Source organism: Streptomyces sp. NPDC104202, from assembly GCF_055584185.1.
On sequence record NZ_JBVJMN010000019.1, the window covers coordinates 90,013 to 112,632 of the forward strand.

General features: G+C 71.9%; 23 protein-coding genes. 8 read left to right on the forward strand and 15 right to left on the reverse strand.

Annotated features, from left to right (window positions below; translation table 11 throughout):
- Positions 1-73: 73 nt before the first annotated feature.
- A complete protein-coding gene (gene pyk / locus ACZ60W_RS15315; RefSeq protein ID WP_366309189.1) occupies positions 74-1,504 on the forward strand; it encodes a pyruvate kinase in 1,431 nt (476 codons plus the stop codon).
- Positions 1,505-1,573: 69 nt separating this feature from the next.
- On the opposite strand, the gene ACZ60W_RS15320 is transcribed toward pyk, so the two are convergent.
- The 4 genes from ACZ60W_RS15320 to ACZ60W_RS15335 form a co-directional block, all read right to left on the reverse strand.
- The gene (locus ACZ60W_RS15320) at positions 1,574-2,845 is read right to left on the reverse strand and encodes a hypothetical protein (protein ID WP_469755795.1); all 1,272 of its coding nucleotides are present in this window, start codon (positions 2,843-2,845) and stop codon (positions 1,574-1,576) included.
- Positions 2,835-3,428, reverse strand: a complete 594-nt coding sequence (locus ACZ60W_RS15325; protein WP_469755796.1) for a DUF6114 domain-containing protein — start codon at positions 3,426-3,428, stop codon at positions 2,835-2,837. Before ACZ60W_RS15325 ends, ACZ60W_RS15320 begins: the two co-directional genes overlap by 11 nt.
- Positions 3,429-3,551: 123 nt before the next feature.
- Complete coding sequence (locus tag ACZ60W_RS15330; RefSeq protein WP_469755797.1) at positions 3,552-4,217, reverse strand: DUF6230 family protein; 666 nt, start codon at positions 4,215-4,217, stop codon at positions 3,552-3,554.
- Positions 4,218-4,820: 603 nt separating this feature from the next.
- Positions 4,821-5,786, reverse strand: a complete 966-nt coding sequence (locus ACZ60W_RS15335) for a tetratricopeptide repeat protein (protein WP_469755798.1) — start codon at positions 5,784-5,786, stop codon at positions 4,821-4,823.
- Positions 5,787-6,084: 298 nt separating this feature from the next.
- Here ACZ60W_RS15335 and ACZ60W_RS15340 point away from each other — a divergent pair, with 298 nt between their 5' ends.
- Positions 6,085-6,720, forward strand: coding sequence for a TetR/AcrR family transcriptional regulator (locus ACZ60W_RS15340; protein ID WP_469755799.1), 636 nt, complete (start codon positions 6,085-6,087; stop codon positions 6,718-6,720).
- A 136-nt stretch (positions 6,721-6,856) separates the two neighbouring features.
- Here ACZ60W_RS15340 and ACZ60W_RS15345 read toward each other — a convergent pair whose 3' ends face one another.
- From ACZ60W_RS15345 to ACZ60W_RS15360, 4 genes are all read right to left on the reverse strand, one after another.
- Positions 6,857-8,557, reverse strand: a complete 1,701-nt coding sequence (locus ACZ60W_RS15345; RefSeq protein WP_469755800.1) for an acyl-CoA mutase large subunit family protein — start codon at positions 8,555-8,557, stop codon at positions 6,857-6,859.
- 71 nt (positions 8,558-8,628) lie between these two features.
- On the reverse strand, positions 8,629-8,961 hold the full coding sequence (locus ACZ60W_RS15350; RefSeq protein WP_469755801.1) for a DUF3817 domain-containing protein: 333 nt from the start codon (positions 8,959-8,961) through the stop codon (positions 8,629-8,631).
- A gap of 44 nt (positions 8,962-9,005) precedes the next feature.
- Entirely contained in the window at positions 9,006-9,515 is a 510-nt protein-coding gene (locus tag ACZ60W_RS15355) for a MarR family winged helix-turn-helix transcriptional regulator (protein WP_469755802.1), read from the reverse strand.
- Positions 9,516-9,524: 9 nt separating this feature from the next.
- Positions 9,525-10,856, reverse strand: a complete 1,332-nt coding sequence (locus ACZ60W_RS15360; protein ID WP_469755803.1) for an MFS transporter — start codon at positions 10,854-10,856, stop codon at positions 9,525-9,527.
- A gap of 71 nt (positions 10,857-10,927) precedes the next feature.
- Here ACZ60W_RS15360 and ACZ60W_RS15365 point away from each other — a divergent pair, with 71 nt between their 5' ends.
- Positions 10,928-11,920 carry an ArsR/SmtB family transcription factor gene (locus ACZ60W_RS15365; RefSeq protein ID WP_469755804.1) on the forward strand — a complete coding sequence of 331 codons (993 nt, stop codon included), beginning with the start codon at positions 10,928-10,930 and terminating at the stop codon, positions 11,918-11,920.
- A gap of 76 nt (positions 11,921-11,996) precedes the next feature.
- Positions 11,997-13,010, forward strand: a complete 1,014-nt coding sequence (locus tag ACZ60W_RS15370) for a glycoside hydrolase family 6 protein (RefSeq protein WP_469755805.1) — start codon at positions 11,997-11,999, stop codon at positions 13,008-13,010.
- A 23-nt stretch (positions 13,011-13,033) separates the two neighbouring features.
- Here the strand turns inward: ACZ60W_RS15370 and glxA are convergent, their stop codons facing one another.
- The 7 genes from glxA to ACZ60W_RS15405 form a co-directional block, all read right to left on the reverse strand.
- Positions 13,034-15,013 (reverse strand): radical copper oxidase GlxA, encoded by a 1,980-nt coding sequence (glxA, locus tag ACZ60W_RS15375; protein ID WP_469755806.1) that lies wholly within the window; start codon positions 15,011-15,013, stop codon positions 13,034-13,036.
- A 3-nt stretch (positions 15,014-15,016) separates the two neighbouring features.
- A complete protein-coding gene (locus ACZ60W_RS15380; RefSeq protein ID WP_469755807.1) occupies positions 15,017-16,837 on the reverse strand; it encodes a glycosyltransferase family 2 protein in 1,821 nt (606 codons plus the stop codon).
- Positions 16,838-16,928: 91 nt separating this feature from the next.
- A complete protein-coding gene (locus ACZ60W_RS15385) occupies positions 16,929-17,609 on the reverse strand; it encodes a TetR family transcriptional regulator (RefSeq protein ID WP_469755808.1) in 681 nt (226 codons plus the stop codon).
- Entirely contained in the window at positions 17,606-18,289 is a 684-nt protein-coding gene (locus ACZ60W_RS15390; RefSeq protein WP_469755809.1) for a DUF4166 domain-containing protein, read from the reverse strand. The genes ACZ60W_RS15385 and ACZ60W_RS15390 overlap by 4 nt, the downstream gene beginning before the upstream one ends.
- Complete coding sequence (locus tag ACZ60W_RS15395) at positions 18,286-19,008, reverse strand: hypothetical protein (protein ID WP_469755810.1); 723 nt, start codon at positions 19,006-19,008, stop codon at positions 18,286-18,288. Before ACZ60W_RS15395 ends, ACZ60W_RS15390 begins: the two co-directional genes overlap by 4 nt.
- A 152-nt stretch (positions 19,009-19,160) precedes the next feature.
- Positions 19,161-19,454 carry an MTH1187 family thiamine-binding protein gene (locus ACZ60W_RS15400; RefSeq protein WP_469755811.1) on the reverse strand — a complete coding sequence of 98 codons (294 nt, stop codon included), beginning with the start codon at positions 19,452-19,454 and terminating at the stop codon, positions 19,161-19,163.
- Complete coding sequence (locus tag ACZ60W_RS15405) at positions 19,451-19,795, reverse strand: DUF3817 domain-containing protein (protein ID WP_469755812.1); 345 nt, start codon at positions 19,793-19,795, stop codon at positions 19,451-19,453. Before ACZ60W_RS15405 ends, ACZ60W_RS15400 begins: the two co-directional genes overlap by 4 nt.
- 107 nt (positions 19,796-19,902) lie before the next feature.
- Between ACZ60W_RS15405 and ACZ60W_RS15410 the strand changes: the two genes are divergently transcribed.
- The 4 genes from ACZ60W_RS15410 (at position 19,903) to ACZ60W_RS15425 (ending at position 22,582) form a co-directional block, all read left to right on the forward strand.
- Entirely contained in the window at positions 19,903-20,541 is a 639-nt protein-coding gene (locus ACZ60W_RS15410) for an AIM24 family protein (RefSeq protein WP_469755813.1), read from the forward strand.
- Positions 20,541-21,191, forward strand: coding sequence for an AIM24 family protein (locus ACZ60W_RS15415; RefSeq protein WP_469755814.1), 651 nt, complete (start codon positions 20,541-20,543; stop codon positions 21,189-21,191). The genes ACZ60W_RS15410 and ACZ60W_RS15415 overlap by 1 nt, the downstream gene beginning before the upstream one ends.
- The gene (locus ACZ60W_RS15420; protein ID WP_469755815.1) at positions 21,188-21,973 is read left to right on the forward strand and encodes an AIM24 family protein; all 786 of its coding nucleotides are present in this window, start codon (positions 21,188-21,190) and stop codon (positions 21,971-21,973) included. Before ACZ60W_RS15415 ends, ACZ60W_RS15420 begins: the two co-directional genes overlap by 4 nt.
- A gap of 132 nt (positions 21,974-22,105) precedes the next feature.
- Positions 22,106-22,582 carry a MarR family winged helix-turn-helix transcriptional regulator gene (locus ACZ60W_RS15425; RefSeq protein WP_469755816.1) on the forward strand — a complete coding sequence of 159 codons (477 nt, stop codon included), beginning with the start codon at positions 22,106-22,108 and terminating at the stop codon, positions 22,580-22,582.
- Positions 22,583-22,620 lie beyond the last annotated feature (38 nt).

A 22,620-nucleotide genomic window follows, 5' to 3' on the forward strand; every position in this document is an offset into this window, starting at 1 on the left:
CGGGCCCGCGCCCATTTGTACTTTCCGCCAGCCGGAATATTCCGCAGTGAAACAAACCGATAGGATCCGCCTCATGCGCCGTTCCAAAATCGTCTGCACGCTGGGCCCCGCCGTCGACTCGTATGAGCAGCTGAAGGCTCTCATCGAGGCCGGCATGAACGTGGCCCGATTCAACTTCAGCCACGGATCCCAGGCAGAGCACCAGGAGCGGTACGACCGCGTCCGGCAGGTCTCCGCGGACACCGGGCGCGCCGTCGGCGTCCTCGCCGACCTCCAGGGCCCCAAGATCCGCCTCGAGACCTTCGCCGAGGGACCGGTCGAGCTGGTGCGCGGTGACGAGTTCACCATCACCACCGACGACGTCCCCGGCGACAAGTCCATCTGCGGCACCACCTACAAGGGTCTGCCCGGCGACGTCTCCAAGGGCGACCAGGTCCTCATCAACGACGGCAACGTCGAGCTGCGGGTCGTCGAGGTCGACGGCCCCCGGGTCAAGACGATCGTCGTCGAGGGCGGTGTCATCTCCGACCACAAGGGCATCAACCTGCCCGGCGCGGCCGTGAACGTGCCCGCCCTGTCGGAGAAGGACGTCGACGACCTCCGCTTCGCCCTGCGGATGGGCTGCGACATGGTCGCCCTCTCCTTCGTCCGCGACGCGAACGACGTCAAGGACGTCCACAAGGTGATGGACGAGGAGGGCCGCCGGGTCCCCGTCATCGCCAAGGTCGAGAAGCCGCAGGCCGTCGAGAACATGGAGGCCGTCGTCGCGGCCTTCGACGCGGTCATGGTGGCCCGTGGCGACCTCGCCGTCGAGTACCCGCTGGAGCGGGTCCCGATGGTGCAGAAGCGCCTGGTGGAGATGTGCCGCCGCAACGCCAAGCCGGTCATCGTCGCGACCCAGATGATGGAGTCGATGATCACCAACTCGCGCCCGACGCGCGCCGAGGCGAGCGACGTCGCCAACGCCATCCTGGACGGCGCGGACGCGGTCATGCTGTCGGCCGAGTCCTCGGTCGGCGCGTACCCGATCGAGACCGTGAAGACGATGTCGAAGATCGTCGCCGCGGCCGAGGAGGAGCTGCTCTCCAAGGGGCTCCAGCCTCTGGTCCCGGGCAAGAAGCCGCGCACCCAGGGCGGCTCCGTCGCCCGCGCGGCCTGCGAGATCGCGGACTTCCTGGACGGCAAGGCGCTGGTCGCCTTCACCCAGTCCGGCGACACCGCCCGCCGCCTCTCGCGCTACCGCACGCAGCAGCAGATCCTCGCCTTCACCACCGACGAGGGCACCCGCAACCAGCTCACCCTGAGCTGGGGCGTCGAGTCCTTCCTCGTCCCCTTCGTGGACAACACCGACGCGATGGTCGACCTCGTCGACGCCGAGCTCCTCAAGCTCCAGCGCTACAACGCCGGCGACACGATGATCATCACCGCCGGCTCGCCCCCCGGCGTCCCCGGCACGACCAACATGGTCCGCGTCCACCACCTCGGCGGCACCGAGACCGCCTGATCCCCGCACGCACACGACGGTGGGCCGCACCCCTGGAGGGGGTGCGGCCCACCGTCGTCGTGCGTGGGGTCAGCTGGGCTCGATGGTGTTGCGGAGACCGGGGACCTTGAGGGTGCCGCCGAACTGGCCCGCCTGGCGGAGCTTCACGTTGGTGAAGAACGCGAAGGGGACGTCGAGCGGGGGCGGGGACTCGGGGCCGAAGGTGATCGGGATGAGGCCGAAGAGGTTGCCCTTCAGCTCCTCGGTGTACATGGTCACCGTGCCGTTGCGGATGGTCGACGTCGAGCCCTTGTCGGAGCGGACGTGACCGGTGCGGCCCTCGGAGTGCTCGGTGAGCTGGTGGAGGTCCTTGATGTCGACCGAACCGGCCGTGAACTTCAGGACCTTCTTGATCTTGCCGCTGCCGGTCTTGACCTCGACGATGCCGTGGTACTTGAGGCCGTTCAGCGTGAGCAGCGAGCTCTCCAGACGCCAGGGCTCGTCCGGCAGGAGGGCGATGCCCTGCTCCAGGTCGGCGTCCGCGAGGGCCTGCGCGTCGCGCTCGGGGCAGGGGAACCGCGGCTTGGCGCCGTCGGGTATGGACTCGTCCTTCGTGACGTCGAGGCCCTTGGCGCTCTCGGGGAGCTCCTCGGTCTCGGCGCCGGCCTGCTCGGCGGCCTTCTCGATCGCCGTCTTGGTCTTCTCGGCCGCCGGGTCCGCGGCCGTCCCGGGCTTGGCGGTCGCGGTCGGCTCGTCGGCGGTGGCCGGCTTCTGGACCGGGGCCTGCGTCTGCTGCGGCGCGGCCGTGGTGGGCTCCGCCGTGGTGGGCGTGGCCGTCGGCTGCTCGTCCGGGCCGTCGAAGAGGTCCTTGAGGGCGTCGCCTAGACCCAGCGGGTCGAGCGGGTTCCTGGACTTCGTCGGCGTCGGGGTCGCCGTGGGCGTCGGGGTCGCGGTCGGCGCGGGGGAGGTCTTCGCCCGCTCCTGCGTCTGCTGCGTGGTGGCCCGCGCGGTCTCCGTCGCGGTCGGCGTCGGCGTCGCGGTGGCGCTCGGGGTGGCGGTGGCCGAGGGGGTGTCCGTCGGCTTCGCGGTCTGCGTGGGCGTCGGCTTCGCCGTCTCCGTCGCCTCCGGCGCGGGCTCGTCGGAGCGCGTCACGCAGGGGCCGGGGGCGAAGGGGATGTCCTTCTCGTCCGCGAGGGCGAGCTTGGGCGTGAGGCCCATGCCCACGAACACCGCGGTCGGCATGGCGGCCAGCGCCATCGCCTTGCCCGCGGGGCCCTGGATCCTGTTCAGCAGCGACTTGCGCGGGGCCGCGTGCCGCGGGCCCTCCTTCGCGAGCGCAGACTGATTCTCGTCACCCCGCACTGTTCCTCCCGCCCTTGGCGTCGATCGTCGTGTCGGTCAGCTGGTGGTCCGCCCCGCGCTGCTCCGGGACGCCGGCCGCGGGGACGGCTTCGGTCCCGGGCTCGTTCCCGGGCTGGGGCTCCGCACCGGCCTCGTGGGATTCCTCGGGCTGACCGTCGTGCTGTGCGCCGGCGTCGTCGGTCTCCTCGACCGGGGGCGCGGGGGCCCAGGCGGCGGACATGCCGCCTCCGACGAGGGCGAGCAGGAACCCGATGACCAGGCCACCGAAGTTCGACACCGGGATGGAGACGAGCGCCAGCACGATCGACGCGATGCCCGCGAACACCCGCACGACGGGCTGGAACCACATCGTCAGACCGAGCGTGATGAGCAGGACGCCGATGATCAGGGCGCCGGCTCCGGCGGTCGTCTGCATGGCGAGCGTGACGTTGCCGAGCCGCATGTCCCCGTACGGGAGGTAGGCGATCGGTACGCCGCCGATCATGGTGAGCAGGCCCGCCCAGAAGGGCCGGGTCTGCCGCCAGACCTTGAACCGGTTGTCCTTGTGGGGGACTTCGCGGGAGGCGGGGATCTCGGCGCTCATGGAACAGCTCCCTGGAAGCGGTGTTGCTGAGAAAAGAAGATGGAGAGGACGGACCTGGCGGGTGGGACCGCGGGCGGCGGCCCCACCCCCTGGTACCGATCGGTCCGGAGGGACCGGTCGGTACTAGTAGCACTCCTGCGAGGTACCGCGGTGCAGGGAGAGGTGCAGGTCCGGGAGCTTGAAGGTGCCGGCCGTGGTGGCCCACGCCTTCTGCTCGACGTTGTTCAGGGTCGCCTGCTCGGCGCGCTGGCCGAAGCCGTACGGGTTCGCCTTGGTGTTGGGCTGGATGCCCGGCTTGCCCGGAGCCTTCGGGAGGGCACCGGCCGCGACGCCGATGTCGATGTTGGTGAACTCGGCGTCGGCCTTGAGCTCGGAGACATCGAGGTAGATGCCCTTCGCGTAGACCTTGTCCTCGTCCTTGCCGGTCTTCGCGGCCTCGGTGCCGGCCTCCAGGCGGAGGGTGACGTCACCGACGAAGGGGATCTTCGGCGTGACGACGGACTGGCACATGTTGGTGATCCAGGCCTCGGAGAAGCCGGACACCGCCACCGGGGCGGCGAAGTCCTTGCCCTCGAGGTCCTTGCCGGCGTCGACGCTGCCGTACTGGACGAAGTCCGTACCGACGAGGCTGTTCGCCTTAACCTTGAATTCCTGGCCGGAGATGCTGAAGGACGCGGCGAGCGCGCCCTGGGCCAGGCCGACACCGATCGCGGCCGTCGCGGCCACACTCGGGACCATGACGACGGCGAACCGCTTCCATCTGGTCCCGCCACGAACCTGGGACTTCATGAGAATTCCTCCTTCTCGGACGTACATCTCCGGAAGGGCCCTGGGCCCGTCCTGGGATGGGAGAAGAGCTACGTCCTCGGGAAGGAGAGCGCCGAGGCGTCAAACGGCGCGCTGCGCGTCCGAATCACCGGCGATCACCCCCGAGCGACAACCATGGGCCACGCTTTTCGCGTGACCTGATTGGACAGGCCCCACTCGGTGAGAGCGGGAACCCCCCTGTCCACGACCGGTGCCGGAACACCGGTCCGCCCGGTGGGGACCTTCGCCGCGTTCCCGGTTGGTTTGCCGGGGTGGTGCGGTTCGGACCGAGCGTCGCCGATCGTGGTCCATTCCGGGCCCCCGCACAAGGGGGTTCGTTACTCGCTAGTAACGGGTGGATAACCGGCCGATGGCGGGGCGGCGCCGAACGGGCACTCAGGGTGCGGTCGAGTGACCGCCGATATCGGCAGATCGCCGTATGAATCCGGACAGAATCACGGAGTTGATTTACTGCAAGTAACAGCGGCCGCGATTACCAAGTTTTGGTAAAGCGCGGCCGCTGTCTGTCGTTCTGTCGCCAAATCGTCCGACGATCCGGCGCCCTGCCCGGGGTGCGGAAAGACCTCAGAACAGCACGCGGGCGAGGGCCTGGCGGCCCGCCGTCACGCGCGGATCCTCGGCGCCGATGACCTCGAAGAGCTCCAGGAGCCGCAGGCGGGCGGTGTCCCGGTCCTGGCCGGCCGTGCGGCGCACGGTCTCCACCAGGCGGCCGAAGGCGTCCTGGACGTGACCGCCGACCAGGTCCAGGTCGGCGGCGGCGATCTGCGCGGCCACGTCGGCCGGGTCGTCCGCCGCGTTCTTGCGGACGACGCCCGGGTCGAGGTCCTGCACGCGCTGCAGGAGTTCGGCCTGGGCGAGACCGAGCTTGGCCTCGGGGTGCGCCGGGTCGTCGGCGAGCACGTTCTTGTACGCCTGGACGGCGCCGGCCAGGTCACCGGCGTCGAGCGCGGTGAGCGCGGCTTCGAGCAGCGCGTCGTACGGGCCGGCCGGGCGCGCGGCGGGGGCCGCGTCGTCGGCGTCCGCGTCGACCGCGATGCCGGTGAGGCCGAAGCGCTCCTCGCCGATCTGGATCAGCTGGTCGAGGGTCTCGCGGATCTGCGCCTCGGGCACCGCACCCTGGAAGAGCGGCAGCGCCTGACCGGCGACCACCGCGAAAACGGCCGGAATTCCCTGGATGCCGAACTGCTGCATCAGCATCTGGTTGGCGTCGACGTCGATCTTCGCGAGCAGGAAGCGGCCGTTGTACTCGACGGCGAGCCGCTCCAGGAGGGGGCCGAGCTGCTTGCACGGCTCGCACCACTCGGCCCAGAAGTCGAGGACGACCGGGACCTCGGCCGAGCGCTGGAGCACCTCGCGCTCGAAGCCGGCCTCGTCGACGTCGATCACCAGGGCGGAGGGCGAGACGGCGGCGGGTCCACCCTGCCGGGCGGCCTCGGCGCGCACCTGCTCCGCCTTGGCCTTGGCCTCACCGGCCGCCTTCACCGCGGCGAGGTCGACGACGCCGCTCATGGACATGTTTCGGGGCTGCATGAGTACATCCTCCCCCTTCCGCGCGCGTAACCGGTAAGCCATGGCTGAACCGTGCCGTCCTCAGGCCTCCCGCCGGTGTGCGAGACGTGTGGACGACACGGTTCTTCGTCTTCGTTCGCGCCGGGTCCCCACCCGGCGCCGTGGTTGTCGCTCAGGCCGCTCATTGCCTTTCGCTACAGGTCGTAGCGTAACTGTCCGGGGGGAGGCGGCGGGAGGGCCGGGCCGCGATCCGCACGGTGAACTGCCTCACATCGCGCGCCTCTGGCGCGATACCTACCGACGGGTATGGTCGGTTTCCATGTGTAGCCGCACCAACCCGCGCGTCAGAAGGACCGGACGCCCCCGCTCTCCCGAGGCCGACACGGCCATCCTGGAGGCGACCCGGGCCGCTCTGGTCGAGCTGGGCTGGTCCAAGCTCACGATGGGCGACGTCGCCGGCCGCGCCGGGGTGGCCAAGACGACCCTGTACCGCCGCTGGGCGAACAAGAACGAACTCGTGGTGGACGCCGTCGCCGTCCTCTTCGACGAACTGGAACTGCCCGACCTGGGTTCCCTCCAGGCCGACATCGAGCACGTCGTCCTCCAGTTCGCGGCGCTGCTGGAGCGCCCCGAGACCAAGACGGCCCTGATGGCCGTGGTCGCCGAGTCCACCCGCGACGAACCGCTGCGCGAACGCATCCGCGCCTCGATCGTCGACCGGCAGAAACGGCTGGTCCTGGCCGGGCGCATGCGGGCGCAGCAGCGCGGCGAACTCCCGGCGGGCCGCGACCCGGTCGCGACGGACGCCACCGACGACCTGATCTTCGACGTGATCGCGGGCGCGGTCGTGCACCGCGCTCTGGTCAGCGCCGAGCCCGTGGACGAGGCGTGGGTGGCCCGCCTCTCCGCCCTCCTCGTGGGGGGCCTGGGCGCGGTGGCGGCGGCCGGCGGCTGAGACGCCGACGCGGGGGGGGGGGGGGGGGGGGGGGGGGGGGGGGGGGGGGGGGGGGGGGGGGGGAGGGAAGGGGGGGGGGGGGGGGGGGCTCCCCCCCCCCCCCCCCCCCGCGTCGAGGGACTCCGAAAGAGACGACCTAGAAGCCCGGGGGCTCCGTGTAGACGCCCCACTCGTCGCGCAGGGCGTTGCAGATCTCGCCGAGCGTGGCCTCGGCGCGCACGGCCTCCAGCATCGGGACGATCATGTTCGAGCCGTCCCGGGCGGCCGCGAGCATCGCGTCGAGGGAGGCGCGGACCTTGGCGTCGTCGCGGCGCTCCTTGCGCTCGCCGAGGACCCGGACCTGCTCCCACTCGACCTCGTGGCTGACGCGGAGGATCTCCAGGTCGCCGGTGACCGAGCCGTGGTGGACGTTGACGCCGACGACCCGCTTGTCGCCCTTCTCCAGGGACCGCTGGTACTGGAAGGCGGACTCGGCGATCTCGCCGGTGAACCAGCCGTCCTCGATGCCGCGCAGGATGCCGGAGGTGATCGGGCCGATCGGGTGCTGCCCGTCCGGGTGGGCGCGGCGGCCGCGCTCCTTGATCTGGTCGAAGATCTTCTCGGCGTCGGCCTCGATGCGGTCGGTGAGCTGCTCGACGTACCAGGAGCCGCCCAGCGGGTCGGCCACGTTGGCGACGCCGGTCTCCTCCATCAGCACCTGCTGGGTGCGGAGCGCGATCTCGGCGGCCTGGGCGCTGGGGAGCGCGAGGGTCTCGTCGAGGGCGTTGGTGTGGAGGGAGTTGGTGCCGCCGAGGACGGCGGAGAGGGCCTCGACGGCGGTCCGCACGACGTTGTTGTACGGCTGCTGGGCGGTGAGGGAGACACCGGCGGTCTGGGTGTGGAAGCGCAGCCACTGCGCCTTGTCGGTCCTGGCGCCGTAGACCTCCTTCATCCAGCGGGCCCAGATGCGGCGGGCGGCGCGGAACTTGGCGATCTCCTCGAAGAAGTCGAGGTGGGCGTCGAAGAAGAAGGAGAGGCCGGGCGCGAAGACGTCCACGTCGAGGCCGCGGCTCAGCCCCAGCTCGACGTAGCCGAAGCCGTCGGCGAGCGTGTACGCCAGCTCCTGCGCGGCCGTCGCCCCGGCCTCGCGGATGTGGTAGCCGGAGACGGAGAGCGGCTTGTACGCGGGGATGCCCTGCGCGCAGTGCTCCATCAGATCGCCGATGAGGCGCAGGTGGGGCTCGGGCTCGAAGAGCCACTCCTTCTGCGCGATGTACTCCTTGAAGATGTCGGTCTGGAGCGTGCCGTTGAGCACGGCCGGGTCGACGCCCTGGCGCTCGGCGGCGACCAAGTACATGCAGAAGACGGGCACGGCGGGGCCCGAGATCGTCATGGAGGTGGTGACGTCGCCGAGCGGGATGTCCTTGAAGAGGACCTCCATGTCGGCGGCGGAGTCGATGGCGACGCCGCAGTGGCCGACCTCGCCGAGGGAGCGGGGGTCGTCGGAGTCGCGGCCCATGAGGGTGGGCATGTCGAAGGCGACCGAGAGGCCGCCGCCGCCGGCGTCCAGGATCATCTTGTAGCGCTCGTTGGTCTGCTCGGCGTTGCCGAAGCCGGCGAACTGGCGGATGGTCCAGGTCCGGCCGCGGTAGCCGGTCGGGTGGAGTCCCCGGGTGAAGGGGTACTCACCGGGCCAGCCGATGCGCTCGAACCCCTCGTAGGTGTCGCCGGGGCGGGGCCCGTAGACGGGCTCCACGGCGTCACCGGAGAGCGTGGTGAAGTCGGCGTCCCGCTTGCGGGCCTTGTCGTAACGGGCCTGCCAGCGTCGGCGGCCTTCCTCGATCGCGTCAGCGTCCATGCTTCGAATTTACTAGGACGTCCTAGTAAATGTCGACGGCAAACCTCCGCACATGCGTGCGGAGGTGGGGGTCAGGCCTCGACCGGCTCCGGCCGCACGCCGCTGACCAGCGGAAGCGTCTCGCGGACGACCTTGCGCTCGACGAAGAAGGCGGCGAGGGGAATCGTCCCGGAGACCAGCACCCAGAGCAGCTTCCCGAACGGCCACTTGGCCTTGGAGCCCAGGTCGAAGGCGAAGACCAGGTAGATGATGTAGAGGACGCCATGGGCCTGGGAGACCGCGAAGGTCACGTCCTCGCCCATGTCGAACCCGTACTTGAAGACCATGCACGTGCAGAGCACGAGGAGCATGACGGCGGTCACGTACGCCATGACGCGGTAGCGGGTCAGCACGCTGGATTTCATGCCGTCGAGCGTAACGGCACGTTCCGGGCGATCTTCGCGCGGGGCTACCTCTCCTCGAAGTCGTCCGCCGCGACCCGCAGCGGACGCAGCATCGCGAAGATCTCGGCGCACTCCTCGGCGTCGTACGCGCCGAGACCGAACTCCATCTCCATCAGGTCGCGGGTCGCGGACTCGACGACCTCGCGGCCCTTCTCCGTGATCGAGGCGAGGGTGCCGCGGCCGTCGTTGGGGTTGGGCCGCTTGTCGACGAGGCCCGACCTCACCAGGCGGTCGACGGTGTTCGTCACCGAGGTGGGGTGCACCATCAGCCGCTCGCCGATCTTGGACATCGGCAGCTCCCCGGCCTTCGAGAAGGTGAGCAGCACCAGGGCCTCGTACCGCGCGAAGGTCAGCCCGTACGGCTTCACCACGGCGTCGACCTCCGCCAGGAGGATCTGGTGGGCGCGCATGATCGAGGTGATCGCGGCCATCGAGGGGACCGGGCCCCAGCGCTTCTGCCAGAGTTCGTCGGCGCGGGCGATGGGGTCGAAGGGGAGACTGAGCGGCTTCGGCACGCGTCGACCTTACCGACTGGTCATATGCCGGTCAGCCCCGTCTCGCCTTTCGGTCGCCCGCAGCTCCACGACGGCGGCGACGGCACAGAGCGTGCCGAGGACCCCCGCGCCCGCGACGACCGTGTGGACGGCCGCGAACTCGGCCGCGACCCCGGCCCCCGCCATGCCCACGCCCTGGACGGTCATCATGCCCGCGGTCATCAGGGTCATCGCCCTCCCCCGCTGCTCCTCGGGGACGGCGGCGACGAACCAGGCGTCGAGGCCGAGGGTGTACGCGCCGGTCGCACCCGCGAGGAAGAGCGCGGCGGCGGCGACGGCGAGCCCCGGCGCGGGGGCGTAGAGGAGGTACGGCAGGACGGCGGCGAGCGCGAGCGGCAGCACGATCCGGGAGCGCGTCGCCGGGCTCAGGAACGAGCCGGCGAAGAGCTCGCCCGCGATGGTGCCGACGGGCAGCGCGCACATCAGGAGGCCGAGCGCCGCGGTGGAGACGCCGATCTCGTCGGCGTAGGGGGCGGCGAGCGCCTCGGGCACGACGGCGAAGAGCGGCGGCACCCAGAACAGCAGCATCAGGGCGCGCACGCGCCGGTTCCGCAGGACCTCCCAGGTGCCGGCGAGACCGGTCCGGGTCCCGCCGGCCGCCCTGGCCGGACGGCGGACGGTGCCCAGGCGCAGCAGCAGCGCGGAGGCGAGGAAGGTGGCGGCGGTGACGGCGAGGGCGCCGCGCGGCGGTACGGCGGTGAGCAGCACGCCGCCGACGGCGAAGCCGGCCAGGAGCGCGCTCTGCGAGACGATCCGCAGCAGCGAGCGGCCCAGGACGAAGAGGTCGCCCTCGCCGAGGATGTCGGCGAGGGTCGCCATCCGGGTGCCGTTGAAGACGGGCGAGACGACCGCGATCGCGCAGCGCAGCACGAGCAGGACGGCGACGGGCGTCGCCGGGACCGTCATCGTGGCGACGCAGGCCGCGCAGAGGAGGTCGCAGACGACGAGGATCCGCCGGGGCGGCAGCCGGTCGGTGAGGCCAGCGAGGAGCGTGCCGCCGACGAGATAGGGGAGGAACCCGAGCGCGAAGGTCAGGGAGGAGAGCAGCGGCGAACGGGTCAGGTCGTAGACGAGCACGGTCAGCGCCAGCTCGCTGACGACGACGCCGAGCAGCGAGAACAGATGGGCCACGAACACGAACCGGAACTCGCGGACGGCGAAGACGGCCCGGTAGCCGGGGCCGGCGGACGCGGCGCCGGGGACAGGGACGGGGACGGGGCCGGCGGGGGCCGGGGCGCCCGGCGCGGGGGCGTCGTCGTGCGGGGGCGCCGGCTCCGGCGCCCGGGTGTCGTTCGTGGGCATGGACGGAGCGTGCCGGGCGCGGGGGCCGGACTCTAGACTTTCGGCCTGAGACGAATGTCCGGGGAGGGGCCGTGCCGTACCACCTGCGCTTCGGGGAGGCCGATCCCCTGCGGATCCGGTTCGCGGTCTCGCCGCTGTGGGAGACGCACTCGGCCGTGCGGGTCCTGGCCCGGCCGCGGCAGCAGGGGTACCACCTGCCGTGGATGCGGCGGATCGCGGGCGCCGCGCGGGAGCTCGACCTCGGGCCGCTCCAGCTGCTGATGCCCCGGCGCGGACACAGCCCGGACTTCCTGTACCCGCCGCCGATCAGGGCGGTCGCCTCGTTCGAGGAGGAGATCGCGGCCGTCCGGGAGACCGATCCGGCGCTCGCCCGGGACGACTTCGCGCGGGCGCTGGCCGAGACGCCCGGGGCGGCCGGGACGCCGGAGGGGCGGCGCATGCTCGCCGATCCCGCCGGGTCGGTGGGGTGGCTCGCCGATCTCCTGGAGGACGCCTGGGAGGCGCTGATCGCGCCGGACTGGCCGCGGCTGCGGGCGCTCCTGGAGGCGGACGTGGCGTACCACTCGCGACGGCTCGCCGAGGGCGGGCTCGAACGGCTGCTGGGCGAGCTGCACCCCTCGTTCGACTGGGCCGCCGAGTCGGCCACGCTGCGGGTGGCGTACTCCGGCGATCACGACCGGCCGCTGGACGGGCAGGGACTCGTGCTGCTGCCGTCGGTGTTCACCTGGCCGGACGTGGTGAGCGGCTTCGACCCGCCGTGGCAGCCGACGGTGGCCTATCCGGCGCGCGGCATCGGCGGGCTGTGGACGGAGCCCGCCGGGCGCACCTCGGAGGCGCTCGGCCGGCTGCTCGGGCCCGTCCGGGCGGACGTCCTGTGCGCGCTGACGGAGCCGATGGGGACCACGGCGCTCGCCCATCTGCTGGGCAGGGCCCCCTCCACCGTCTCCGCGCACCTGGCGGTGCTGCGCGACGCGGGGCTGCTGGCGTCGCGGCGGTACGGCCACCAGGTGCTGTACGAGCGGACGCCGCTGGGCATCGCGGTGTCGCAGCCCGGCACCGACTGAGCGCCGTGCCACGATGGCCCGTGATGTCGCGTAAAGCGTGGTTCCGCACCGTCTTGTAGCCGACCCTGGGGGCCGGATGTCCCGCCGCACCGTCACCGCCGCCGCCCTGGCCCTGGTCGCCGCGCTGCTCCTGACCGGGTGCGGCGAGGACGGGACGACGCGGCGGCCCGCGGGGCCGCCGTCCTCGCGCGGCGAGGCGGTCCCCTCCTCGGGGTCGCCGTTCTGGGTGGACCCGGAGAGCGACGCGGCCCGCCAGGTGCGGCAGTACGAGGCCCAGGGCAGGGCCGAGGACGCCCGGATGCTGAGGCGGATCGCCGACCGGCCGGTCGCGGACTGGCCCGCCGGCGACGACCCGGTGCCCGAGATCGGCCGCGCGGTCCGCGGTGCGACCGCCGCCGGCCGCACCGCCGTCTTCGTCGCGTACAACATCCCGCACCGCGACTGCGGGATGTACTCGGCGGGCGGCGCGCACGACGGGGAGGCGTACCGGAGGTGGGTCGACGCGTTCGCCTCCGCGATCGGCGAGGCGTCGGCGATCGTGGTCCTGGAGCCGGACGCGGTGCCGCACGTCGTGGACGGCTGCACCCCGGCGCAGTACCACGGCGAGCGCTACGCACTGCTGGCCGGGGCGGTCGCGCGGCTGAAGCGGCAGCCGCACACCCGGGTCTACCTGGACGCCGGCAACCCGGCGTGGATCGACGACCCGGGCAAGCTGGTCGAGCCGCTGCGCCGGGCGGGCGTCGCGCACGCGGACGGCTTCTCCCTGAACGTCTCCAACTTCCAGCGCGACGAGGACGTCGGGGACTTCGGGGCCACGCTGTCGGGGCTGCTCGGCGGCGCGCACTTCACCGTCGACACCAGCCGCAACGGCGACGGCCCCCTCCCCGGCGACCGGGCGGACGCCTGGTGCAATCCGCCCGGCCGCGCCCTCGGCGTGCCCCCGACGGACCGGACCGGCGACGAGCTCGTCGACGCCTACCTCTGGATCAAGCGCCCCGGCGACTCCGACGGCCCGTGCCGGGGCGGCCCCGCCGCCGGGACCTGGTGGCCGGAGTACGCCCTGGGCCTGGCCCGCCGGGCGAAGTCCTAGGAGGTGTCCTCCCCCGGGGTGTCCTACTCCGCCGGGGTCTCCTCCTCCACCTGGATCCACTTGGCCTCGGACGGGACGCCCTGGTCGTCGGTGACGAAGAGCATGTACCAGCCGGGCGGGACGAGCGTGCGGTCGCGCGGCACCTCGACGGTGAGGGTCATCCCGTCCTGCCCCCGCGTCAGCCCCAGCTCGACGGAGCGCTGTTCGACGTCCGTGGTGTGGGTGACGGCGCTGGGCCGCATGAGCCGGGCCTTGACGATCCGGCCGGCGTCCTTCGTCCGGAAGGTGGCGCGGCCGTTCTGGTCGAGTTCCGGGGAGCCCTCCCCCAGGACGGGACGGCCGGCGCCGGCCCGGTGGAGGGAGGGCGGGGTGAAGACCTCGATGCGCTGCTCGAAGGTGCCGAGCCTGGTGTCGTCCTTGTCGTCGAAGAGCGGGTCGGAGCCGAAGGTGGCGACCCGGCCGTCGGGCAGCAGCAGCGCCTCGGAGTGGTAGTTGCGGCCGACGGTGGGTGCGGCCGCCTCGGTGAAGGCGTTGGTCCTCGGGTCGTAGAACTGCGCCTTGAGGATGTCGCTGCCGCCGCGCCCCCGGTAGTCCTCCGATCCGCCGGTGGTGAAGACGGAGTCGTCGGGCATGAGGACGCCGCTGAGGTAGCGGGTGCCCTGCGGGAGCGGGGGGCCGTCGGCGAAGGCGGGGTTCTCCCGGGAGAGGTCGACGATCGAGGTGCGGGCGGTGGACTTCGAGGACTCGCCGACCCCGCCGCCGCCGAGGACCATGACCTTCTGGTCCTGGGCGGGCGGCAGCAGGAGCGAGGCGGAGGTCTCCAGCTGGTCGGGGTGGGTGAGGCCGCCGAGCTTGGTGAAGGAGTTGCGCTCCAGGTCCCACAGGCCGGGTTCGCGTCCCTTCTCGGCGGGCCCGTAGCCGGCGTTGGAGCCGGTGTAGAGGAGCTTGCCGCCCTTGGTGAGGAAGAGGGAGGGGTAGGTGGGGAAGTAGCGGAAGGGGCCCTTGGACCACGTCCCGGTCCGGGGGTCGTAGATCTCGTTGTCCCCGGGGACGACGTCGCCGACGTCGTCGAGTCCGGAGACGGCCAGGACCCGGCCGTCGTCGAGGGTGACGAGGGTGGGGTACCAGCGGGCGTCCTTCATGGGGGCGACCGGGACGTACTTCTCGGCCGTGGGGTCGAACTCGTAGGCGCTCCTGATGCCCTGGAAGTCCTGCTTCTCGGTGGTGAGCTTCTGGGCGAGGCCGTAGACGTCGTCGGCGGCCTGGCCCTTGAGGCCGACGATCTCGTACTGCGCGGCCTCGGTGGTGAGGGCCTGCGGGCCCTCCTCGCGCGCCTCGACGAAGACCCGGGCCTCGGCGGCGGTCACCTTGGTCTCCCACGGCTTCATCTGGCCGCTGGCGAAGTAGGAGATCGCGAACTCGCGCGTGGCCTTGGGCACGGTGACGTCGGAGGTGGAGACGTACTCGACCCCGGACGGGGAGCGGAAGACCGTGCCCTTCCTGAGGGTGACGGCCCGGTCGGGGCTCTCGTTCTTGACCCGCATGCCGCCGCCGGCCTTCTTCACCTCGCCGTCGAGGACCTCGTAGCGGGCGGTGCCGCCGGCGACGAGGAGGCGCCCGTCGGGGAGCTGGGAGTGGCCGGAGCAGAAGAAGTCCTCGGGGGTGGGAATCTTCTTGAAGGTGTTCTTCGCCGGGTCCCAGAGGACGGACTCGAAGGTGCCGGCGTCGAAGTTCTTCTGGCTGTTGCCCGATCCGGCGACGAGCAGCACCTTGCCGGTGTGCAGGAGCGCGGCGTGGATGGCGTTGACGCGGTAGCGCTCGGGGACGGCGACCTCGGCCCAGGAGCCGTACTGCCGCATGTACCCGGGCTGGGCGATCTTGTACGCGTGGTACTTCTCCGCCACGAAGGAGACGGCGGCGGGGGCGTTGAGGGCGGCCAGGAGGCCGACCGCCGCGGTGCCGAGCACGGGCTTCCTGAACTTCCCCGGCGGACGGTGGGCCATGGCTCAGTTCCCTCCGGTCGTGGGCGAGGGGCCGGCGGGGGCGGGCGGCACCGCCGTGACGGCCGCCGCCCGGACCTCGGTCCCCTCGCGGGCGTGGATCAGGCCGCGGGCCCTGGCGCGGTCGCGGGCCTGCTCGCGGACGCGCAGGGAGCGCCGTCCGCGCACGGCCGTGACGGCCCACAGGGCGACCGGGGCCAGCGTGACGGCGAGCGCGAGGACGGCCCAGGTGCGCATGGCGGCGTGGGTGTGGCCGTAGGCCGCGGAGGCGGCCAGCGAGGCGACGAGGACCGCTGCCCAGGCGAGGTGGACGCGGAAGGTGCGCAGCCGGTCGGGGCTGGCCTCGCCGCCCTTGGGGGTGACGACGAAGCGGCCGCGGGTGCGCAGGACGGCCGAGGCGAGGGAGGTGAGGTAGAGGGGCGCGGAGAGGGCGGACATGGCCATGCCGGCGAGGCCGCCGGAGCCCTCGGGTTCGTGGGGCGAGACGTTGTGCCGCCGGTTCCAGAGGTAGAGGCCGATCTGGAGGGCGACGGCGTCGCTGTAGATCATCAGCCAGACCTGGGTGGAGACCTGGGTGCCGGAGGCGCCGAGCCAGAGGTACAGGACGCAGCTGAGGACGCCCAGGAGCCAGTTGACGGCGGTCATCGGGTAGTAGACGAGCATCAGGGTGTAGTTGAGGAGGCGGCCAGGCGGGATGCGGAACGGTGCCTTCCAGTACTGCCGGAGGATCGTCTCGTAGGTCCCCCGCGACCAGCGCAGCTGCTGGGAGAAGAAGTCGGTCCAGGAGGCGGGACCCTCGCCGACGGCGAGGACGTCGGGGGTGTAGACGGAGCGCCAGAAGTGCCCGGTGGCCGGGTTCCTCCTGCGGTGCAGTTCGAAGCCGGTGGCCATGTCCTCGGTGATCGAGTCGTACAGGCCGCCGACCTGCCGCACGGCGGATGTCCGGACGACGTTGTTGGTGCCGACGAACATGGGCGCGCGGTAGCGGTTCCCGGCCCGCTGGACGAGCGCGTGGAAGAGGAACTGCTGGGACTCGGCGGCCTTGGTGACGGCGCCGGTGTAGTTGCCGTAGACCTGCGGGCCGACGACGAAGGCGACGTCGGGGTCGCGGAAGTAGCCGAGCATCCGCTCCAGGAAGGCGGGGTGCGGCACGTGGTCGGTGTCCACGGAGGCGAAGAAGTCGTACGCGTCCCCGTGCCGGGCCAGCCAGGCGTTGTAGTTGCCGTGCTTGGTCCTGGCCTTGTGGGCGCCCTTCGCGCGGTTCCACTCGGGGACGCCGGCGCGGGTGAAGTGGCGGACGCCCAGCCGGGCGCAGAGCGCCCTGGCCTCGCCGGAGTCGCCCTCGTCGAGGAGCCAGACGTCGAGCGGCCCGTCGTGCCGGATCCGCACGGCGCCCTCCAGGGTGGCGCGGACCATGGAGAGGGGTTCCTTGCCCGGCACGAAGGTGGTGAGGAAGGCGACCCGGGTGCCCTTCTCGGCGTACACCGGCACCGGGTCGCGGGCGACCATGGTGGCGTGGGCTATCGACACGACGTTGACCAGCATGAAGAAGCAGATGAGCCCGATCGACACGAGCATCACGGTGTCGTACGGCACGCGCCAGGTGTCGTCGCCCTCGCGGACGGTCCAGTGGCTCGGCCAGACGAGATAGGCGAGGAGGAGCGCCGACAGCAGCGGCGCGAGGCACATGAGGAGGACGGCCCGTATTCGGTGCGGCTCCCTCGACAGCAGGCTCCGGTACCGCACCGTGTACCCCACCGGGCCCGGGTCCGTGAGCGGACCGGCGAGTCGGCTGTAGGTGTCGTAGTCGTAGCCTTCCGGCCGCACGGTGCCTCCCGCTGTCGTCGAACGGGTCGATATCCCTACGAAAGGGGACACCGTTCGGCGTGTCGACCGGAGTTCGCCCGAGTGAGCGTATTCACCGGCCGCGCCCTCCCTGCCGACGCAGCGTGTAGGCGACGGCCCGGCGTGCGACCGGGTTCAGCGCCTCGACGGCGGACATCAGGGCGCCGAGCTGCTCCAGTGCGGTGAACGCGGCCTCCGCGCCCCCCGGGTCGACGCCCTCGTAGAGCCCCAGACCGACGAAGGAGGCGGCGACCGCGCGGGCGAGCCCGGCCGCGTCGGTGAACTCGGCGAACGGGGTCCCGGCGAGGACGCGGACGAGCACCTGCTCGATCTCGGCGATCCACAGGTCGAGCCCCGCGGCGGTGGCGGGCACCAGCCGGGGGTGGGACTGCGCCCCCGCCAGCAGCTGCCCCAGGAAGGCCACGTGACCGGCCTTCCGCTCCTCCTCGTGCATCTCGCGCCCGAAGGCGAGCAGTTCGTTGAGGCTCGTGACGGAGCGGAGCCGCTCGCGGTGGCGGGCGACCCGCCGCTCCGCGCCGTGCCGGCACGCCTCGGCGAGCAGCTCGTCGACGGAGCCGAAGTGGTAGAAGACCAGGGCCTGGTTGACCCCGGCGGCGGTCGCGATGGCGCGCGCCGACGCCTTGGAGATGCCCTGCTCGACGAGGGTGCGCAGGGCGCCTTCGAGGAGCTTCTCCCGGGTCTCCTGGCTCCGGGAGTCCTGCGCCCGCCCGCCCGCCGCGGTCCTGCCGCTCACGCCCTCGCCTCCTCGCGCACCGGGCGCAGCCCGGCGCGCACCCCCCGGGAGCGTACGTCGGCGTACTCGGCGGTGAACGACCCGCGGTAGCCGAAGAGCGGGCCGGCGTACCGGTTGACCACCCGGACGTCGACGAGGAAGCGCCCGGTGCGCTCGTCGAAGGACTCGCGCACCTCGGCCCGGCCGCCGATCACCTCGGGGACGCGCACGTCCAGCGGCCCCTCGCGGAAGCGGTGCTCGCCGGAGGTGATGAGGAGCGAGCCGTCGGGCTCGACGGTGGGGTGCAGGTCGCTGGCGAGGTGCTGGTGGGTGCCGAGGTAGTCGAGGACGCAGTCGCGCTCGGGGCTGTGCACCATCGTGGCGTCGAAGCGCCGGGGGCCGCCGGGCAGGTCGAAGGTGCGGACGAAGGTGACGGTCTCGCGCCCGTAGGAGTCGGCGTACGGCACGTTCTCGATGCGGAAGGGGACGTCGCGGCCGGTGCGGGGCAGCAGGATGTTGCGGGTGCCGCCGAGCGCGAGGAACGGCTTCACGAACGCCCGGCCGTGCCAGATCCGGTCCATGACGCCCCGCCCCACGCACATCTCCCCGCTCGCGAGCCCCACCGAGAAGCGGCGCCGGAGCTCCGGGTGCAGCCGCTCGAAGGCGGCGTCGCCCATGGCGGTGCGGAAGATCGAGGTCACGGCTGCTCCAGGGTGGCGAGGAGCCGGGGCTCCCGGGCGGGGGCGGGCGGGGTGCGCGGGCAGCGCCGGGCCGCGGGTGCGCGGGACGAGGGCGGCAGCAGGACGGCGGCGGCGAGCCCGGCGATCGTCAGCGGTACGGAGGCGAGCGAGCCGAGCCCCGGCGGCAGCCGGGTCAGGACGACGGGAAGGGCGACGAGCAGCACCCGGCCGGCGAGTTCGAGCAGCCAGCGGTTGCGGGCGCGGGCCGGGGTGACGCCCCGCTCGCACCAGAGCCGCAGCCGGTCGAAGGACCAGGCGGTGGCCCAGCCCATGAGGGGCCTCAGGACGAGCCGGTCGGCGGCGCGGCCGAACCGGCCCCAGCGCGGCCGGTAGTCGTAGCCGGTGAGGAAGCGGACGCCGTCGGCGGTGGGCACGTAGCGCCAGTAGCCGCTGCCCTCGGCGAGGAGCGAGAGCGGGTGCGGCGAGGAGAACCGGAGGGCGGAGACCCGTTCGCCGCCGGCCCGGTGGCGCTCCCCCGCGGAGACACCGGTGCCGGCGACGACCAGGAAGGGCAGCACGCGGGTCGCGTAGCGGAAGCGCCGGGGCTCGCCCTCGGCGCACGGCAGGGGGTCGATCTCGGTGAACCGCAGGTCCCACCGCCGGTGGTGCGCGGGGTCCTGCGTGTACTCCCAGAGCGTCTCCAGGTCCGCGCGCACGCGCGTCTCGACGTAGAGACCCATCGCGTTCCCCTGCCCCCCGCCCGTGTTGAGCAACTGCTCAAAACTGCCTCGGGAGGGAACGTAGCCGATTTTGAGCAGTCGCTCAACCGCTGGACGACAAGAAGCCCCCGGCCCTGGGAACAGGACCGGGGGCTCATCGCGAGCGGTCGGCGTCAGGCGCCGAGGTGGCGTTCCACCGTCTCGACCTTCGAGGTCAGACCGTCGGTGACACCCGGACGGATGTCGGCCTTCATGACCACCGAGACGCGCGGCGCACGCGCCTCCACCGCGGCGACGGCGCGCTTCACGACGTCCATCACCTCGTCCCACTCGCCTTCCACGGAGGTGAACATGGCGTCGGTGCGGTGCGGCAGCCCGGACTCCCGGACGACCCGGACGGCGTCGGCGACGTACGCGCCGACCTCCTCCCCCACGCCCAGCGGGGTCACCGAGAACGCGACGATCATGCGTTGACCACGCCTTCGCGGCGGGCGCGGGAGGCGATGACCGCGGCCTCGGCCTCGCGCTTGAGGCGGCGCTCCGCGTAGAAGCCGCCCAGCGGCAGCACCGACAGGACGAAGTACAGGGCGGCCGTCGTCACGTTCCACCGGGTGCGGTTCCAGGCGTCGAGCCAGAACAGCACGTACAGGACGAAGAGCAGGCCGTGGACCGCGCCCATGACCGGAACCGCGTTGAAGTCCGTCGTCCGCTTGAGCACCGAGCAGACCAGCAGGAGCAGGAACGAGACGGCCTCCGGTGCCGAGACGAGCCGGAGCCGGTGGAGGGAGGAAGCGGTCTTGAGGTCCACGGAGGGGGTCACCTTCGTTCGATCTTGTGAACGGATGCACAAGGGCCCGTCCATTGTGCACGCCGACTTTGCTGTCTCTTTAGGCGGGGGCCCAGTACCTTCCTCGGGTGGCAACGTTCCGACTCCAAGGCAGCAAAGCGCTCGCCGTCTCCATGACCGGCGACTCCGTCAAGGCGAAGAACGGCTCGATGGTCGCCTACGACGGCCAGATGGCGTTCAAGAAGATGAGCGGCGGCGGTGAGGGCCTGCGGGGCATGGTCACCCGCCGGCTCACCGGCGAGCAGATGGAGGTGATGGAGGTCCGCGGCCAGGGAACCTGCTGGTTCGCCGACCGCGCCTCCGAGATCAACCTCGTCTCCCTGCACGGCGACAAGCTCTGGGTCGAGGCGAGCAATCTGCTCTGCACCGACGCGGGGCTGCGCACCGGCACCACCTTCACCGGCATGCGCGGCGGGGCCACCGGCAACGGCCTCTTCACCACGACCGTGGAGGGGACGGGCCAGGCGGCGATCATGTCCGACGGCCCCGCGGTGGTGCTGCGGGTGACCCCGCAGTACCCGCTCCAGGTCGACCCCGGCGCGTACATCGCCCACCAGGGCAACCTCCAGCAGCACTTCCAGTCGGGTGTGACCTTCCGCACCCTCATGGGCGAGGGCGGCGGCGAGGCGTTCCAGATCCGCTTCGAGGGGGACGGCCTCGTGTACGTCCAGCCGAGTGAGCGCAACACGATCGGGGGCGACGTCTGATGCCGTTCCGCGAGATCAACTCCAAGATGGTCGAGGCGACCGTCCTGCCCGGGCAGCGGATGTTCAGCCAGCGGGGCGCGATGCTCGCGTACCGCGGCGAGGTCGCTTTCACGCCGAACGTCGCGGGCGGCCAGGGCGGTCTGATGTCGATGATCGGCCGCCGGGTGGCCGGCGAGGCGACGCCCCTGATGACCGTCGAGGGCAACGGCACGGTGATGTTCGGGCACGGCGGCCACCACATCCAGGTGATCGCGCTGACCGGCGACACCCTGTACGTCGAGGCGGACCGGCTGCTCGCCTTCGACGGCACCCTGGAGCAGGGCACGATGTTCATGGGCTCGCAGGGCGGGGTCATGGGCATGGTCCGCGGCCAGGTGACCGGCCAGGGCCTCTTCACCACCACCCTCCGGGGCCACGGCTCGGTGGCCGTGATGGCGCACGGCGGCGTGATCGAGCTGCCCATCACCCCGGGCCGCCCGGTCCACGTCGACCCGCAGGCGTACGTCGCCCACCACGGCGACGTGCGGAACAAGCTCTCCACCGCGCTCGGCTGGCGCGACATGGTGGGCCGCGGCTCCGGCGAGGCCTTCCAGCTGGAGCTGAGCGGCAGCGGCACGGTGTACGTCCAGGCCTCGGAGGAGAAGCTGTGAGCACCCCGGTGATCCACGACCCGACGACCCTTCCGTCGGACGACAACGTCAACCCGTACACCTTCTGCGTGGAGCTCAAGGGCTCCCAGTGGTTCCTGCAGAAGGGGAAGATGATCGCCTACTACGGGCGGATCGAGTTCAACGGCATCGGGCACGGCCGGCTCGACCGGCTGGTCCGGACGTCCTTCCACTCGCCGCTGCACGCGAGCGACTGGGTGGTCGCCGAGGGCAGCGGCAAGATGCTGCTCGCGGACCGCGCCTTCGACGTGAACTCCTTCGACCTGGACGAGGGCAACCTGACGATCCGCTCGGGCAACCTCCTCGCATACCAGCCCACGCTCGCGCTCAAGCAGTCGATCGTGCCGGGCTTCGTCACGCTGATCGGCACCGGCAAGTTCGTGGCCGCGTCCAACGGCCCGGTGGTCTTCATGGAGCCCCCGATGCGGGTCGACCCGCAGGCGCTGGTCGGCTGGGCGGACTGCCCCTCGCCCTGTCATCATTACGACCACGGCTACATGACCGGCGTGATGGGCGGCGTCCGGGCGCTGACGGGCCTGGGCGGCACCTCCGGCGAGGAGCACCAGTTCGAGTTCGTGGGAGCGGGCACGGTCCTGCTCCAGTCGACCGAGCTGCTCATGGCGGAGCGGGCCACCGGCGCGCCGCCGGCGCAGGCGGGTGTACCGGGCGGTCACGGGGCGCCGTCTTCCGGCCAGGCCATGCCCGGGTCGGTACCGCGCCTTCCCGGCCAGCTCGGGGACCTCCAGCGTCGCTTCGGTCTGTGAGCGGTAGTCTGCGGAGTGTGACGCCCTCGAACGTCTGCGCCGGTGCCGGTGCGCCGGGCGCGGGGCGGGTGGTGCGCGGCGTCACGTTCCCCGACTTCGTCAAGAATTCAACTTCTTAGGTAGAATCCATACATGGAGACCGAGACGGCCACCCCGTGGCTCACCGACGGCGAGCAGTGCGCCTGGCGCACGTTCCTGGACGTCCAGCGGATGCTGACCTACCAGCTGGAGCGGGACCTCCAGCCGTTCGGGCTGACGATGAACGACTACGAGATCCTGGTGAACCTCTCGGAGTCGGCGGAACGGCGGCTGCGCATGAGCGACCTGGCCTCCGCCACCCTCCAGTCGAAGAGCCGGCTCTCCCACCAGATCACCCGCATGGAGAACGCCGGCCTCGTCCGCCGCGAGAACTGCGAGTCCGACCGGCGCGGGCTCTACGCCGTGCTGACCGACGACGGCATGGAGACCATGCGCAAGGTCGCCCCGCACCACGTCGAGTCGGTGCGCAAGCACTTCATCGACCAGCTCAGCGGCGAGGCGCTCGGCGACCTCCACGAGTCGCTGAAGCCGATCGCGGAGCAGCTCCGCGGCCGCCGCGGCAAGCCGTGACCTGAGACACGGACAGAGGGCCTCTCCGGACGTACCGG

Excerpts from the sequence above, each read along its gene's own strand:
- ACZ60W_RS15345 (WP_469755800.1), bottom strand. The coding sequence starts at position 8,557 with ATGGACGCTGACGCGATCGAGGAAGGCCGCCGACGCTGGCAGGCCCGT.
- glxA (WP_469755806.1), bottom strand. The coding sequence starts at position 15,013 with ATGGCCCACCGTCCGCCGGGGAAGTTCAGGAAGCCCGTGCTCGGCACC.
- pyk (WP_366309189.1), top strand. The coding sequence starts at position 74 with ATGCGCCGTTCCAAAATCGTCTGCACGCTGGGCCCCGCCGTCGACTCG.
- ACZ60W_RS15425 (WP_469755816.1), top strand. The coding sequence starts at position 22,106 with ATGGAGACCGAGACGGCCACCCCGTGGCTCACCGACGGCGAGCAGTGC.
- ACZ60W_RS15415 (WP_469755814.1), top strand. The coding sequence starts at position 20,541 with ATGCCGTTCCGCGAGATCAACTCCAAGATGGTCGAGGCGACCGTCCTG.
- ACZ60W_RS15350 (WP_469755801.1), bottom strand. The coding sequence starts at position 8,961 with ATGAAATCCAGCGTGCTGACCCGCTACCGCGTCATGGCGTACGTGACC.
- ACZ60W_RS15330 (WP_469755797.1), bottom strand. The coding sequence starts at position 4,217 with ATGAAGTCCCAGGTTCGTGGCGGGACCAGATGGAAGCGGTTCGCCGTC.
- ACZ60W_RS15340 (WP_469755799.1), top strand. The coding sequence starts at position 6,085 with ATGTGTAGCCGCACCAACCCGCGCGTCAGAAGGACCGGACGCCCCCGC.
- ACZ60W_RS15360 (WP_469755803.1), bottom strand. The coding sequence starts at position 10,856 with ATGCCCACGAACGACACCCGGGCGCCGGAGCCGGCGCCCCCGCACGAC.
- ACZ60W_RS15370 (WP_469755805.1), top strand. The coding sequence starts at position 11,997 with ATGTCCCGCCGCACCGTCACCGCCGCCGCCCTGGCCCTGGTCGCCGCG.
- ACZ60W_RS15395 (WP_469755810.1), bottom strand. The coding sequence starts at position 19,008 with ATGGGTCTCTACGTCGAGACGCGCGTGCGCGCGGACCTGGAGACGCTC.
- ACZ60W_RS15400 (WP_469755811.1), bottom strand. The coding sequence starts at position 19,454 with ATGATCGTCGCGTTCTCGGTGACCCCGCTGGGCGTGGGGGAGGAGGTC.
- ACZ60W_RS15325 (WP_469755796.1), bottom strand. The coding sequence starts at position 3,428 with ATGAGCGCCGAGATCCCCGCCTCCCGCGAAGTCCCCCACAAGGACAAC.
- ACZ60W_RS15335 (WP_469755798.1), bottom strand. The coding sequence starts at position 5,786 with ATGCAGCCCCGAAACATGTCCATGAGCGGCGTCGTCGACCTCGCCGCG.